The 15,326-nt window shown below is 46.0% G+C and carries 15 protein-coding genes and 1 pseudogene; 11 read left to right on the forward strand and 5 right to left on the reverse strand.

Translation table 11 applies throughout. The features are described 5' to 3' along the window. Positions 1 to 18: 18 nt before the first annotated feature. From OLMES_RS01260 to OLMES_RS28480, 6 genes and pseudogenes are all read left to right on the forward strand, one after another. The gene (locus tag OLMES_RS01260; RefSeq protein ID WP_087459580.1) at positions 19 to 636 is read left to right on the forward strand and encodes a class I SAM-dependent methyltransferase; all 618 of its coding nucleotides are present in this window, start codon (positions 19 to 21) and stop codon (positions 634 to 636) included. 240 nt (positions 637 to 876) lie between these two features. Continuing rightward, the gene (locus OLMES_RS01265) at positions 877 to 2,346 is read left to right on the forward strand and encodes a DUF4331 domain-containing protein (RefSeq protein ID WP_232465237.1); all 1,470 of its coding nucleotides are present in this window, start codon (positions 877 to 879) and stop codon (positions 2,344 to 2,346) included. 15 nt (positions 2,347 to 2,361) lie between these two features. Then, positions 2,362 to 3,111: a DUF4214 domain-containing protein gene (locus OLMES_RS01270; RefSeq protein ID WP_087459581.1), complete on the forward strand. Its 750-nt coding sequence runs from the start codon at positions 2,362 to 2,364 to the stop codon at positions 3,109 to 3,111. Further along, entirely contained in the window at positions 3,089 to 4,363 is a 1,275-nt protein-coding gene (locus tag OLMES_RS27870; protein WP_157678096.1) for a tetratricopeptide repeat protein, read from the forward strand. Before OLMES_RS01270 ends, OLMES_RS27870 begins: the two co-directional genes overlap by 23 nt. Next, complete coding sequence (locus OLMES_RS01275) at positions 4,353 to 5,513, forward strand: HupE/UreJ family protein (protein ID WP_157678097.1); 1,161 nt, start codon at positions 4,353 to 4,355, stop codon at positions 5,511 to 5,513. Before OLMES_RS27870 ends, OLMES_RS01275 begins: the two co-directional genes overlap by 11 nt. A 148-nt stretch (positions 5,514 to 5,661) precedes the next feature. Beyond that, positions 5,662 to 5,712: pseudogene (locus OLMES_RS28480) on the forward strand (helix-turn-helix domain-containing protein); the annotation flags it as partial. 113 nt (positions 5,713 to 5,825) lie between these two features. Here the strand turns inward: OLMES_RS28480 and OLMES_RS28485 are convergent. The 4 genes from OLMES_RS28485 to OLMES_RS28990 form a co-directional block, all read right to left on the reverse strand. Then, entirely contained in the window at positions 5,826 to 6,068 is a 243-nt protein-coding gene (locus tag OLMES_RS28485; RefSeq protein ID WP_232465238.1) for a hypothetical protein, read from the reverse strand. Between the two features lie 96 nt (positions 6,069 to 6,164). Further along, positions 6,165 to 7,979, reverse strand: coding sequence for a carbamoyltransferase family protein (locus OLMES_RS01285; protein ID WP_087459583.1), 1,815 nt, complete (start codon positions 7,977 to 7,979; stop codon positions 6,165 to 6,167). Positions 7,980 to 7,995: 16 nt separating this feature from the next. Next, entirely contained in the window at positions 7,996 to 8,145 is a 150-nt protein-coding gene (locus OLMES_RS28490) for a DUF5989 family protein (protein ID WP_087459584.1), read from the reverse strand. Between the two features lie 13 nt (positions 8,146 to 8,158). Further along, positions 8,159 to 8,557 (reverse strand): SxtJ family membrane protein, encoded by a 399-nt coding sequence (locus OLMES_RS28990; protein ID WP_087459585.1) that lies wholly within the window; start codon positions 8,555 to 8,557, stop codon positions 8,159 to 8,161. Between the two features lie 91 nt (positions 8,558 to 8,648). Between OLMES_RS28990 and OLMES_RS01300 the strand changes: the two genes are divergently transcribed. The 5 genes from OLMES_RS01300 to OLMES_RS01315 all read left to right on the forward strand — a co-directional run bounded on the left by OLMES_RS01300 (position 8,649) and on the right by OLMES_RS01315 (position 13,769). Then, a complete protein-coding gene (locus OLMES_RS01300) occupies positions 8,649 to 9,140 on the forward strand; it encodes a lasso peptide biosynthesis B2 protein (RefSeq protein ID WP_198343177.1) in 492 nt (163 codons plus the stop codon). Between the two features lie 106 nt (positions 9,141 to 9,246). Further along, positions 9,247 to 11,247: a carbamoyltransferase family protein gene (locus OLMES_RS01305; protein ID WP_087459587.1), complete on the forward strand. Its 2,001-nt coding sequence runs from the start codon at positions 9,247 to 9,249 to the stop codon at positions 11,245 to 11,247. Positions 11,248 to 11,345: 98 nt separating this feature from the next. Continuing rightward, complete coding sequence (locus tag OLMES_RS27875) at positions 11,346 to 11,513, forward strand: hypothetical protein (RefSeq protein ID WP_157678098.1); 168 nt, start codon at positions 11,346 to 11,348, stop codon at positions 11,511 to 11,513. A gap of 32 nt (positions 11,514 to 11,545) precedes the next feature. Continuing rightward, complete coding sequence (locus tag OLMES_RS01310; protein ID WP_087459588.1) at positions 11,546 to 11,851, forward strand: PqqD family peptide modification chaperone; 306 nt, start codon at positions 11,546 to 11,548, stop codon at positions 11,849 to 11,851. Positions 11,852 to 11,864: 13 nt separating this feature from the next. After that, entirely contained in the window at positions 11,865 to 13,769 is a 1,905-nt protein-coding gene (locus OLMES_RS01315) for an asparagine synthetase B family protein (protein ID WP_087459589.1), read from the forward strand. Here OLMES_RS01315 and OLMES_RS01320 read toward each other — a convergent pair. Continuing rightward, positions 13,755 to 15,242: an SGNH/GDSL hydrolase family protein gene (locus OLMES_RS01320; RefSeq protein ID WP_087459590.1), complete on the reverse strand. Its 1,488-nt coding sequence runs from the start codon at positions 15,240 to 15,242 to the stop codon at positions 13,755 to 13,757. The genes OLMES_RS01315 and OLMES_RS01320 overlap by 15 nt on opposite strands. Between the last annotated feature and the right edge of the window lie 84 nt (positions 15,243 to 15,326).

The following is a 15,326-nucleotide window of genomic DNA, read 5'->3' on the forward strand; positions in this document are numbered from 1 at the left end:
AATAAAAGAGGGACCGAAATGAGAGCAATTTTTGAAACGATTTATGAGACCAATGAGTGGGGAAAAGGGTCTGGAGAGGGCTCTTTTCCTGAGCATACTGGTGGTTATGTCCGGTTTCTTGAAAAGTTTATTAAGACACGGAATATAAAGTCCATCGTTGATGTAGGTTGTGGTGACTGGCAATTCTCCCGGTATGTAAATTGGCAAGGTGCGTCCTACCAGGGCTTTGATGTTGTGCAGTCAGTAATTGAGCAGAATCAGGCCCACTTCACACGGAATAATGTTGCCTTTCATTTGTACTCCGGTAAACCGGAAACACTGCCCGATGCAGATTTGTTGATCGCTAAAGATGTTCTACAGCACTGGAGCAACGAAAATGTCCAGGCATTCCTGCCGCTTATAAGTCGTTATAAGTATGCACTTATTACCAACTGTATTAATGTCTCCGGCGTAACAGAAAACCAGAACATCAATGATGGCGAGTTCCGCCCGTTAGATTTACGGTTAGCGCCGTTTAACCTGAAACTGGATGAAGTATTCAGCTTTACCAACCGGCAATCCTTTAAAGACAAATATCTCCGCAGGGAAATGCCCCGGTGGCGCAAACGTGTGCTTTTGTTTCAAAACAGCCCCTGATTTCAACTGAATTGGAGGTGAATCTTGTCCAAGGCTGCTTTGCTGGTATCGTAAGTAGTCGTTAGGTAGAATGTCTTTCTTGTTGAATTTAAAGGGTATTTCCGTTTTTATAAAATAAATTAATTTTTCCTGCATCCAAGCTCGCAACCTTCTCGTATATGCCGCAGAAGACCTGTTCAAGAGGGTAAATGGCAGTACCTCGGGTCTGAAACAAACCGAAGCTTATTGAGAAGGAGCGAGATGATGAATACCAAAAATAAACAGCGCCTGAGTACACGGGTGGCGCTGCCATCGCTGACTATGGCGCTTATGCTGGCCTCGGGTACCCAGGCATCAAGCCACCGGGAAGCCCCTTTCATTGCCACAATGCCGCAGGTGGATGCGACGGACTTTTACATGTTCCGAAGCTACGAGTCCGGGCGGGATGGCTATGTCACGTTTTTAGCCAATTATTTACCGTTGCAGGATGCTTACGGTGGCCCCAATTATTTTGATTTGGCCAATGAAGCGCTGTATCAGATTCATGTCGATAACAATGGCGATGGCATTGAAGATGTCACGTTCAGTTTCCAGTTTCAAACCGTTGAGTCCGATTTACAAGTGCCTGTCAACGGTGTTTCTGTGTCTGTCCCACTTAAAAACATTGGTCAGGTCGGCCCAATGGCGATAGATACGGACGCCGTTAATGTTCGACAGACCTATGCTCTGAATATGATCTATGGCGATCGACGCACAGGCTCGCATAATTCTGTCGTGAATGCGGATACGGGCTCAATGTCGTTCCGTAAGCCATTGGACTACATTGGCACCAAGTCCATTCCCGATTATGAGGGATATGCCAACGACCATATTTACAACACCCGAATCCCGGGCTGTGATAGCACAGGGAAAGTATTTGTGGGCCAGCGTGCTGAAGGGTTTGCGATTAATATCGGGCCGATTTTTGACTTGGTAAATTTAAATCCGCTTGCTGCAGAGGATAGTGCGAGTAATACGCTCGCAGACAAGAATGTTACTACGCTTGCGCTGGAGGTGCCCATTACCTGTTTGACAGATGGCAGTGAAACAGTGATCGGAAGCTGGACCACGGCGAGTATTCGTCAGGCAAGGGTTCTCAATCCAAGTCCGAATGCCAGTAAAGGTGCAGCAGTCAAAGGCGGGGCCTGGACACAGGTATCGCGTCTGGGTATGCCTTTGGTCAATGAAGTGGTGATTGGTTTGAAAGATAAAGATGCATTTAACGCCAGTGAACCTAAAGACGATGGCCAATTTGCCACGTATGTGACGAATCCAACCTTCCCTGAACTGCTTGAGATCCTTTTTCCTGGAACCGCTGTTGCGCCAAATCTGTTCCCTCGTGAGGATTTGATTCAAGCCTTTCTAACAGGTGTTCCCGGATTGAACCAGCCATCGGGCGTGGTTGCCTCGGAAATGCTGCGGCTCAATACCGGCATTGACGTAACCCCTGTCGATGCACAGGCGAATCTGGGTGTACTCGGTGGTGATTTCGCGGGATTCCCCAACGGGCGGCGTCCGGGGGATGACATTATTGATGCTGTATTGCGTGTTGCCATGGGGGCCTTGATCGCGGATGAAAGTCTGGCACCGAATAAAAATGCACCGTTAACGGATGGTGCCACGGTTAGTGTGAATGATTTTATGTCCCACTTTCCCTATTTGAATTCACCCCGTGCCGGATCGGCGCAATAATCAGGGAGTTGGGCAATGAATAATCATACTTCCGGCTTTTGCACTTTGATAACGGCGATTTTTTTTACCGCCTGGTCAGTTCAGGCATCAGCACAGTGTGCTGTCGGCTCTGAATTTTCAATGGCAGAGGAAACCGTGTTAGAAGCGTACATCGGCTATTACGGGCGTCCGGCAGATCCGGACGGACTGGCTTTTTGGTCTCAGATTCTGGAAAACCAGGGTGGCCGTCTCGACAGTATTATCGATGCGTTTGGCAGGTCTTCGGAGTTCGACGAGCGATTTGGAAATCTGGATAACGGTGTGTTGGTTACTAATTTATACGAGCAGCTGTTTGCGCGTACACCGGATGATGCAGGTCTGGCGTTTTGGGTTGGAGAATTGGATACGGGGGCGTCCAGCTTACAAAGCGTGACGTTGAACATTCTCGGTGGCGCGCAAAATAGCGATGTTGAAGTGCTGCAAAATCGCACACTGGTTTCTAAATTCTACATTGAGCAACGTCGCAGTTTGTCTTTGAGCGCTGAGCCCTCAGCGGATCAACTGGCGATGCTCGTTGCAAGCGTGACTGAAAATCCGGAAACAGCGACTGCAGCTTGCATTGCTGTTACAGCGCTGTTAACGAGCTTGGATGAGCGGACATTTTCAGCTTTAGTACTGGATTTGATTCAAAACCAGACGTCAGATACCGCTGCGCCTCTGGATATTAATGGTTTGAATTTAGACATGAGTAATGAGGATGACGATGCCTTTTCCAGCTTGTTTTAAAGACATCCACTGGCGGGGCGTTGTCTCCTCCGGTGTGTGTGCCTTGCGATCAGGTCTGCGATTAGTGTACCTGTTCTGCTCCGTGCTGGGGATTTGGGGGGGCAGTGCAGCATTGGCTGCCCCTTACATTCCGGAGGATGACGCAGAAGTCTTGTTAGTTTTGCCGCCTTCATTTCTCCAAGGCAGGGCGTTGCAACAAGCGCATATTAATGAAGTCGCTAGGCTCGACCAGGCATTACCGCTTGCCCGTCAGTATTTGAACCTGGCAGAGCTGGATGGTGATCCGCGTTGGTATGGCAAGGCCCAATCAGTGCTGATGCCATGGTGGGAGTCAGCCTTAGTGCCAGACCATTTTCGATTGTTCAAAGCGCGAATTTTGCAACACAAACATTTGTTTGATGATGCAATGGAAGAGCTGGATTTGGTGTTAATCCATCAACCCCAGCATGTGGAAGCACGCTTGAATCGTGCTCAGATTCACTTGTTGCAGGGGCGTTCTGAATTGGCCCGCAAAGACTGTAAATACCTGGCATTACTGACCACGGCGGATATTACGCTCAATTGCGTTGCACAGGTCGATGGTGTAACGGGTCAGGGCGAGCAGACGATTGAGTATCTGAAACAGATATTAGCGAATCGCACCTTGAGCGTTGAGGCGCGCTACCCGATTTGGGTGACATTGGCTACCGTGGCCCATCGGCTTGAGTATAGTCGCCTCGCTGAGTCGCTTTACCGCAAATGCCTCGAATATCGGCCTGATGATCGCTATGTGTTGAATCATTATGCTGATTTTTTACTCGAACGTGGCAAGACTGGCGTACTCACTACTTTATTGCAAAACCAGTCGGATCTGTCGCTCAAGATTAAATTGACCGAAGCGTACATACAGCAGGGCGATTCAAGGGCGACAGAATCGTTGGCGAGTCTGGATGAGGCGATTGAGCTGGAGCAATTAGCGTTCGCTACGGGACGCCAGGAAATAGTTCGCTCAGATAAAACAATCGCCCAGTATTACCTGAGGTTGGCCCACCGCCCGCAACAAGCTTTCGAGGCCGCAATGCGCAATTGGCAAACACAGAAAGAGCCCGGCGATACACGCCTGGTGCTCGAAGCCGCGTTAGCTGCAGATCGAATGAATGCCTTGCAGCCGGTGTTACAGTTTGTGGCAGATACTCGATTACAGGACAGCCGAATCGATCAGCTTCTGGCTAAAGTATCTGCGCGATTGCAGGAGAATCGGCATGAGAGCTAAAGCAATTTATGTATTCTTGTTGTTCGGTCTGATCACAGGTTCTCCTGTGCTTGCACATCAGGTGAGTCAAAGCCAATTGGCGCTTCAGTTAGATTCAGCAGAGGATGCAGGACAGGCAGTTGGAAACTGGCATATTGGATTAATGGATTTAGAGCTCAGTCTTGGCCTGGACCGGGACGGGAATGGAAAGGTAACCTGGGCTGAAGTTCGAGACCGTGAGGCAGAGATTTTCGCCTGGGCTGAGCCGAGCTTGCGATTCACACAGCAAAGTGTGGAATGTCAAGTTACACCATCATCTGCACAAATTGATCGTTTGAATTCTGGATTGTATTGGGTGCTGCCATTTCGTCTGAGCTGCCCTGAACCGCTAGAAAACATATCCCTCGAATATAATCTGCTGTTTGATCAGGATCGTAGTCATCGTGCACTCGTGACTTATGAGTTTTCGCAACAAGGCAATGCGCAAGCTCGTGACAAGATAACCCGAGTGCTCACCCCGGAATCACGCACGTTGGTGCTTGACTGGACCGCAGAGGAGGGAAACTGGCTCGGAATCGTTCAGGATTTTGTGGTCCAGGGTGTCTGGCACATCTGGATTGGACTGGATCATATATTCTTTCTGCTTGCATTGTTGATTCCCGGTGTATTTCGTCGCGTGGATTTTCGGTGGCAGAGCTATGATTCTTTTAAGGGGGCTTGCCGTGATGTCTTGATTGTCGTCTCCATGTTCACGATCGCCCATTCCATTACCTTGACTGCGGCAACGTTGAAGTGGATTGTATTACCGATTACCTGGGTAGAGATGGTTATCGCTTTTTCTGTGGCGTTGGCAGGATTGAATATTATTTTTCCTGTTTTGCACCGGCAACGTTGGTTAGTCGCATTTGTCTTTGGATTGATTCACGGGTTTGGTTTTGCCAGTGTGTTGAGCGATTTGCAATTGCCTAAAGAGGCGTTTCTCACCAGCTTGATCAGTTTTAATCTGGGTGTAGAGCTTGGGCAACTGGCCATTGTACTTCTGGTGTTACCGCTGATTTACAGTTTACGTAATCAAAACCTGTATCGTCGGCATGCTATGCCGGTCGCGGCGTTCGGGATCTTTTTGATGGGGTCGTTCTGGATGGCTGAGCGGGCGATGGCATTACCGTGAGGGTGGCTTTGTCATGTAGTGATTAGCATATACATGCGTAAACCCTCGCCCACTCGGGCGGGGATATAAGCGGGAAGTTCGGAGAACTTCTTGTTTTTCATAATAGGCTGTATGTAATTACAGCATACTGAGAGCGACCAAAGTAAGAATTTACCCAACGCCTGAACAGGCGGAATTTCTCAACCGCCAGTTCGGTGCTACGCGGTTCGTGTACAACAAGGCCTTGCATGTCATCAGTGCTCAGTACAAACGCCACGGCCTGAAGCTCAAGGCCAAGAAAGATATTAAGCCCTGCTCGCGGCGGCAAAAAAGTCACGCAAGTATCACTGGCTCAAGGAGTTTGACTCGATTGCACTCCAGCAAGCTTGTATCAACCTGGATAAAGCCTTTCAGAACTTCTTCGACGCGAAGCACTCCGATCGTTACCTCAAGCGCAAACACGGCAAACAATCCAGTTACCACTGCACGAGTATCAGCGCGGGGGATAACTGGATTAAAGTGCCGAAGGACTGTCGGTTCCTGCCAATGGAGGCTTGCGTAAATCCAGCCACGCATCGGTTGCAGCCTAAGAAGTTGGAAGCCTTGCCCGACAGGACGGGGAGCAGTCACTATGCATAAGAATATTGAGAGGAAATATCCGTTGATTGGTTTCTAGTCCAGAGCAAATCGATCGATGTAACTCTGTTTGTGGTCTTGAGTTTGTTCAGATTTGGAAAGCACGCAATTACCGATAATCAGGTAATCCATATTGGTTCCCATAAAACAGTGGAATGCGTCGAGTGGCGTACATACAATCGGTTCGCCTCTAATATTGAAGCTGGTGTTAATTAGAACAGGGCATGCAGTTAACCGGTAGAATTCCGTCAGCAATTTGTGAAAGCGTGGATTGGTTTCGGAATGAACGGATTGAACCCGTGCAGTATTGTCTACATGAGTAATGGCAGGTAGTTTGGTTCTGTGGTGCTCAACGTGACCATTGTTTTGTTCAGTTTCCGAATTGGGTAAAACATTCACTACAAACTGCATATAAGGGGAGGCGCACGTGATATCGAACCAGGCAGATGCATGTTCTGCCAGCACTGAAGGCGCAAATGGACGAAAAGACTCACGGAATTTTATTTTCTGGTTCAGTGTGCTCTGCATATCGGGTGAGCGAGGGTCGGCCAGTATTGACCTAGAGCCAAGTGCTCGGGGGCCAAACTCCATTCGACCTTGAAACCACCCGACAACATTTTGCTCAGATAGTAGCCGTGCGCCCCGTTGAATCAAAGCGTCGTCTTCCATAATATCGAATACAGCTCCGATTTCGGTCAGAGTTCGTTCTATCTTTTCTTGGCAGAAGTCGGGACCGAGGTAGCTGCCGTGCATCTTGTCTGCGTTACTGCGGGCTGGCAGTCGTGGTTGCTCACAGTGCATATGATAAGCAAGCAGCGCTGCGCCCAGTGCCCCACCAGCGTCGCCGGAAGCGGGTTGAACCCAAATATTTTCGAATTCATTCGACTGCAGTATTCTGCCATTTGCGACACAGTTAAGCGCCACACCACCGGCCAGACAGAGGTTGGGTATTCTAAATTCTTTAGCAATAGAACTCGTGAGCTTGAGTACAATTTCTTCAATCACAGCCTGGGCTGAAGCGGCAACATCCATGTCAAATTGTGTTAGCTCGCTTTCGGGTTTTCGTGGGGCGGATTTAAACAGTTTATGAAACTTAGGGCTAGTCATGGTCAGGCCGGTGCAATAATTGAAGTACTCCATGTTGAGCCGGTACGAACCGTCTGGTTTAACATCAATGATATTGTCCAGAATCAGTTGCTTGTACACAGGCTTGCCATAAGGTGCCAGGCCCATCACCTTGTACTCGCCTGAATTGACTTTGAAGCCGAGATAATAGGTGAATGCTGAATACAACAGTCCCAGAGAGTGCGGAAAGTGTATTTCCTTTACTATTTTGATGCTCGTGCCATCGCCCACAGCCAATGACGTTGTTGCCCACTCGCCCACACCATCCATTGTCAGGATCAGCGCTTTTGTAAATGGTGAGGGATAAAAAGCACTGGCTGCGTGGCTTAAATGGTGTTCCGAGAATAAGAGTGGAGCCTGGTAGTCTTCTTTTTGTGATATGTGTTTCAGTTCATTTTCGAGTAGCGTGCGTTGAAACAGCTTTTCTTTCAGCCATACAGGCATCGCTTTTGCAAAAGACACGAAACCTCGGGGTGCAAAGCTCAAGTAGGTTTCAAGGAGCCTCTCAAATTTAAGGAAGGGCTTTTCATAAAAGACAATATGATCGACCTGGTCTAAGGTTATTTGGTTAGCGAAGAGGCAGTATTCTATTGCTTGAACTGGGAAGGATGAGTCGTGCTTTATTCTGGAAAACCTTTCCTCTTGAGCTGCGGCTATAATCTTTCCGTGTTGAATAATGGCCGCAGCACTATCGTGATAGTATGCTGAAATCCCCAAAATAATCATATTATTTAAGCAATTTCTAAAACAAAGTGTAAATAAATGGTGCGAAAACTGAACCCTGGGTGAAGATAATCAAGCTTCCCAGTAGCGCCATAGATATTAATATGGGAGCTAACCAGTACTTTTTCCTTACGCGGACGAATTGGTATAACTCTCTAAAAATAGACATATTTTCTTCTCATTTAGAATTGTTGTTTCATACTAAGTTGAGATACTTGCGTTGTGCGATCGATCCAGTATGAGTCATGGTTTTGTTTCAACTGGAGGTCTAGCGGGCGTTTTGCGAAGATTCTGATCAATAAAGCAATAGGACAAATGATAAAAAAGAATATAACGCCTAAGATAATCGGATTAACAATCTTCTGCATCAAGGTTCCAAACCGATTCCATGTTTGATTTGGCAAAGCGAAGAGATTCGGCATAATTAAAGAGCAGATCAGGGACAATACTGCCAAGGCTGCAAAAAAAACTGTCAATGTTTTGGATGCGGGATAAGACGCTACGATTGCAATTATAAGGACAGTGGTAAGAAGAAGGCCAAAGCTTCTGTTGCTAGGGCTTTTGTAAAGGTGTTTGGACATGTACTGAATGTTCCCCGCTCTCGAATGTTCTTACTCTGGTTTTCAACTATTTTTTAACTATAGTACTACTCGAGTTTTAAAGTTTATCAAAGTGTTAAAAGTTTTTGCCCGTAAAGTTAAAAGTTTTCTTAAGCAGCCTGTTTTAACCAAACTGGGTTTTATTCCCTGTTGGTTCCTGTTGGGCATTGCCAGATGGGTGACGTTAAAGATTCCATTTGCCAGGATTGCCCCCAAACTGGGAACTCATGTGGGGGTTGCGCCCTGGATTCCCATATTAACCCGCGAGCAGGAGCAAAAGGCCTTGATACTTGGCCGTTTGGTTCGACTCACTGCGAGATATACGCCGTGGGATTCCAACTGTTTACCGCAAGCAATAGTGGCAAGATCTTTACTTGGTTTATATCACATACCCTATGCATTGTGTTTTGGTTTAATGTTTGATCCAGATACTCATGAAATGAAGGCCCACGCCTGGGTGGCCACAGGTCGTATCCAGGTGGTGGGCGGTAATAGCTTTAGTCAGTTTACTGTTGTTGGCTGTTTTGTTGATCCCCGATTTGAAAATATTGAACTCCAGGGCTAATCCCGAATGAGGAGTATTTACCGACTCAAATCCGTCCTGGCGTGTGGCCAGGGAAATGGAGAATGCAGCAAGAGTGATAGCATAAAAAAGGGCGGATTCTGCAGTAATGAAAAAGAAATGTTCTAACCCTCCATGGATTCTGGGTCTTAGCTTCTCCCATAATGGCGCGGCCTGTCTTTTGAAAGGTGATGAGATTGTTGTCGCCATTCAGGAAGAACGGCTTACTCGTAGAAAACGGGATCGACTATATGCGAATGAACCTTCCCTGGCGATTCCATACTGTCTGGATGTAGCAGGTATCACGGCTGGAGATCTGGACTGTGTTGTTATCAATTCTCAAACACGTTTGAAGAATAGAAAAAATGATATTTACTTAAATCCGGATCTGAGAGTCGGCTATCACAACACCCCGGTATTGAGCATGCCTCATCACCTCGCTCACGCCTATAGTGCTTTTGCAACTTCCGGTTTTGATACAGCGGATATACTTGTTATCGATGGTTTCGGTTCCCATTACGAAGATCTGTTGAGTGCGGAGCAAAAGCTCGTGGATCGAGTGGACAATACCTGGGAGCATTGCTCGTTTTATCGTGGCAACGATACAGAGATTGTTCCGAGCCGGAAATTTGCCTCCCCGGTAACACAGATTCAGTCTACGGGTAAAAAGTGGGTTCCTAGTCTCGGAAAAATTTTTGAGCTTATATCTGAGGTTTCATTTCAGGATCCAGCATCCGCAGGAAAAGTCATGGGACTGGCAGCGTTTGGAACATCACGGATTCCAGTCGAATTATTCTTGAATGTTGAACACGGTCATTTGGAGATATTTGATCAGTTTGTCCAGCATTTTCCCTCCAGTCACTGGTCTCAAACGGGTATGGATGCTGAAAAGCATGCCGACCTGGCTGCGTCCGCGCAACGTGCGCTAGAGCACGCTGTTCTTGAGTTACTGAAACACTATCGAAGGACCTCCGACAGCACGAAGCTCTGTTATGCAGGAGGCGTTGCTCTGAACAGCATTTTAAACGAGCGAATTATCAGAGAGTCCGGATATGAGCAGGTTTATATCATGCCTGCTTCAGAAGACAATGGCGTTGCAATTGGTGCCGCGTATTACGGATTGTTTCAATTAACTGGGCAAAACACACGAAAGAAACTCATCCATGAAGGTTTAGGAAGGACATATTCCGAGGCTGAGATCGAAAAAGCGATCAATGAAAAATCCAGTGTTTTTGATGTCACCGATGAAGGTATAGAGCAAATTGCTGACCGGATTTCCAGTGGACAAATCGGTGCATGGTTTCACGGAAGATCCGAATTCGGCCCCCGTGCACTGGGAAATCGTAGTATTTTGTGCGACCCCCGTAATCCCAATGCTAAAGATTTTATCAATAAGGAAATCAAGCGGCGTGAACCTTTCCGACCTTTTGCACCTTCAGTCCTGATCGAGCATGTTGAAGACTGGTTCGAATCCGGAGGTAGAGATTCAGTTAGTCCGTTCATGTTACGAGTGATGGAAATCAAGCCCGAAAAAGCAAATCAGGTACCCGCTGTTCTGCATGTGGATGACACCGCCCGTGTCCAGACCGTTGCACCCGAAAATGGGCCTTACTATGACCTGATTCAGTGGTTTTACAAAAAGACCGGTATTCCCATGTTGTTGAATACATCATTGAATATCATGGGAGAGCCCATTGTCGAGCAGCCAGAAGATGCGTTATGGTCATTACTTGAGACGCCGTTGGCGTTTTGTGCATTTCCCGGGAGGGTTGTAAGTCGCAAATCAAATTCATCATTTCTGGACTTGCTTCCTGTCGTAAATAGTTTCAGCTATACCTTGCAGCACGGTTCAAGTTCCAATGGCTATAAAAAACCAGACTTAGACGACTTGGTTGTGACATATCCTGCTACCCGGTGGGGGGTGCGAGCTAGAACACTTAAGCATTACTATTTCTCACTTCTCAGGTACATTGATGGTGAAACGACTAATTATGGCATTTTGTTGAAACTCAATATGAACCCTGAAAACAAAGATCATGTGCAATGGTGGTTGAAGAATGTACGGATACTGGTCCGGTCAGGATTGATTGATTTACAATATGCTAAATAATTTTTTTTGCCTATACTTGGCTATTGATCGGTGATGGAATAATTTATATTTTTCCAGATAAGAACCAGCTTGCAACATAACTGATTTGAGGTAGTAAAATGGCAACGACTCATAATAATCAATCCGATGAATCCCAAGTTAATGAAACAGACTCGAATCAGAAACTGCCATGGGAAGAGCCAATGTATATTGTAAAAGACTTGGCGACGGAAACCATGGGTAAGGTCCCTGGGGTTGGTGAACCGACTGTCACCACTGGCTCCTAGTGATTTAATTCTATATTTTTCGGGGATTGTTAATGACTTCACCTTCAAATCAGGAAATCAGCACTGTTCAGCTCTCAACGAAGATTTCACAGTCAAAGAGTTTGGTTGGCTGTGAAATGGATGGTGAACTGGTTCTAATGGGTATCGACTCGGGTAATTATTACGGTTTTAATGCCGTGTTGACTCGAATTTGGTCATTGATAGCAATGCCTGTCACCGTAGCGGAATTATCGAATCAGCTCTTGGATATCTTTGAGGTGGATGAAGAGCTCTGCAGAAGCCAGTTGTTAAAGGTGCTGGACAAGATGAACAACGAAGGACTTATTCAAGTCTACTAATTGCCCAAACTTTGTGTTTTTCTTTGCGCTAAATCGAACCAAGTGCGCCCTGCCGCCTAAGGATTATGCTTCCCTTGAGCAGATCCTTCATCCTGTTAGCCCGCCGGATCAACGTTACAGAGAAGCTAAACCCCATTTCTTTCTATATGAGTCTGCAAATGGGAAGCTTTCTGAGTCTATTCAGGATCAAGCGCCCGGGCTGGTTCCATATCATCACAAACCAACTGGGATCCGGGTATTGTCCTGGGCTCGAATAGACAACCGGGACGAACTTGGACAAGCTCTGGATCTCAGAGCTTCAGAATATCACCTCCTTCATGAGAATGAATTATTCGTATTGGCATTTCTAAAGTGGGGAAAACGTTGTGGCGAGCATATTGTAGGCGAGTTCTCATTTATACTGTTTGATGAACAAAAAAACGAAGTAGTCTGCATTCGAGATCCCGTCGGTTCACGGCCTTTGTTTTATTTTTGTTCGAATGAACTCTTTCTGTGTGCAACCTCGGTGAGTGGTATTTTATGGTGGCTAGGTAACGCTATTGAGATAAAACGGGATTGGATTGCAAAGTTCAGCTTTAGAATGGCTTCCAGTTTTGATGAAACACCCTTCCGTAAAGTCTTCAAACTGCCTCCCGCGCACTACCTTCATCTGAAAGGTACGACCAGTGCCACGCTAGATAAATACTTTGATTTTCAAAACCTCCCGTGTTTGCGTCTTCCAGAAACAAGAGATTTTGTCGATTTGTACCGAGAAACGCTGGAAAAAGCGGTACAGTCCCGTTTAGTTAGCGATTTTCCCATCGGCGTCGAGTCCAGTGGTGGAATTGACTCGTCAACGGTTTTGGCTTTTGCTGCCAAAACCGGTGAGGAAATAAATAGCCGTTTACACACGTTCACTACCGCGTTTTCAGAACTGGAGCCAGAATTCAGTATGGCAACCAGTCAGGCCTATCGAGTGCCTGTTAACCATGTCATTACCGGGACACAGTCAAGATCAATAGATGTCATTAAAAGGGGAATTCAGCTACAGGGGTTTCCCGTAGAAATGAATATTGCTGATATGTCGGATGCCTATTTTCGAATTGCTCAGCAGTTTAATATAAAAACGATGTTATCTGGATTTGGTGGTGATGAATTTGCCACTTGCACCCGGAGTGATATCGTACTGATGGAGCTTTTTCTAAATAGGCAATATAGCAAAACGTTCCGGATTTTACCTGGCAATCTGTTGTTCAAATTACTTCGTTTTTTAAAGTTGTGGATCAAACAGCAACAAACTGCAGATTTCCGTAAGTTTAAATTTGATAAGGGAATGCAGGGGTACTTTGATTTGATGTGGTCAAATACTTGCCTCAAGGACGATGTTCTCGAAAGCTATCAACTGAAGCAGCAATTGATGGCGTTTATTGGCCGGAACGCCCCGGTTCCCAATCTAAGACAATACATGGTTGAGAAAAGCTGGTCTCCTTATATTCCGACCCGATTAGAAAATTGTTCGCTCATGGCTTCCGGATACAACATCGAATATCGATGGCCATTATTGGATATTCGTCTTATCCAGCTTGTTTTATCCATACCGTCAGATGAGAACTATTTTCGAGGATACAATCGGTATCTCCATCGGCGGGCGATTGATGGTGTGGTGCCTGAAAAAATTACCTGGAAAGCAAACAAGAACATGGGCCCTCAAGTCAGTGGCATAGGCCCATTTGTGCAATGGGATTTCCAGGATCATCTTCAGCATCTGCACCCTGTTTTGAAAGACATGATTGATCACAAGAAACTTGTAAAGAGCCTGGATCAAATCGAGGCACTTGAACGATCTAATGATCAGAATGCAGCTTGGAATAAGTTTTATATACAGCGTAGTTTGACGCCTATACTCTACCTCAACGAATGGTTGTTACATACTGCTTGAATTGATGCTTAACGTGGTGGAGGGGGCTTCCACTGCCGTTTGGGGATTAAGATTCAGTTGTGATGCAATGAAGTTTGCCAATTTTTCATAGCCCTCGGCGGTGTAGTGTCCGTAATGGCGATAAGGAAACAAGACCAACGGGTCATCGAGTGTATTGGTATAGTCAGAAAAATCGATAACAGGAATCCCTTCCGCGGTCACGGAATCCAGAAAATCTTGTTTGTGGAAGTTATAGTCTAATTTATAACGTTTCCAGGAAGGCAAGTAGACAAAATATAGCTCACCTCCCCATTGTTCTACTTCCACTTTAGCTTGTTTCATAATCTGGCCAAAAAGCGTACCGGGGCCAACCTCTTTAAGCCTGGGATGTAGTTGGTTGATAAAATTTCTGAAACTTCCCAAAGTTAAAAAATTGTTCTCCAGCATACGCTTGGCAGTCAACTTCCGGTTGAACTCTTCAAAGAATAACTTTTCCTCTGCATATTGTATCAATGCGTTGTTCACCTCACCCTGACGATCTATGAGGTTTTGTGAGAAATTCGGATCTTCAAGATAACGTCTCAATACCGGGTGCATGTATTCGGTCATCATATTAAAGGAATCATTGCCCTCATAGTAAAGCCATAGCACGATATCCGGCTTAATTTGCGTTAAATATTCTCGAATGGTGGCGAGTTCCTTCAGCGGGCCATTTCCAGCCAGTCCGACATTCAAAGTGGGACGTTGATTGGATAATAACGCAGCAACGCTGTCTTTTCGTGGGACACAATAGCCTTGAGCAAATGAATCTCCCACTATTGCTATTGGAATACGGCTAAGAGCATAAATTTCGTTGTCATTGTTAAAGCCATATTGATCGAATTCTTCGATCACTGGCGATCCGTTCTCATTACAAACAAGAAGAGGCTGGCCAGAGATTTGACTTATTGGGACTGGATTTAATAATTCTTCTGGAACGGGTTTCCCAGCGCGAATCAATTTCAGAACCGACGGCAATCGAACAATTGCGGGATATTTCAACACTCCCGTGTCCCGAAGATCCCAGAAAATTGTATTAAGTGGACGAAAATCAAGCTTCTCATACTCCAAGCCTGACATTTGGTTTCTCGCGATCTGGGCTTTAGTCTGATGGACTTCGTTGACGATACTCACGAGCCCCTCAGCCATATACAGAGAGATGATCAAGGACGACATCAGCAAGAGTAAATTGGCCCGAATCTTGGCAGCTGAGAACAATCCGATTATCGTGATAATCGTAATCGAGAAGAAAAAGGCGCAGAAAAATATATTTGAATTTGATACGGAAGTAATGCCAAAAATAAGCAGGTCTGGTAGGACACGATTGGCAATCCAGCCGGTTAACAGGGCGAATGTAGCAAACAGCAGAATATAAAATGGTCTACTACTTGGTACTGTAAGCTGTGCAACGAAATGGATCCATTTTTTATTCGAATGACTGTTTTTACTGTCCAAAATTACTCCATATACAACACTAGTTTCATATTTAGCCTCTGAGCAGCACCGATTAGAATAAGCGGAGTCTGCTGTTAGTTTTGT

The sequence above is a fragment of the Oleiphilus messinensis genome (genome assembly GCF_002162375.1).
In the GTDB taxonomy this organism is placed as follows: domain Bacteria; phylum Pseudomonadota; class Gammaproteobacteria; order Pseudomonadales; family Oleiphilaceae; genus Oleiphilus; species Oleiphilus messinensis.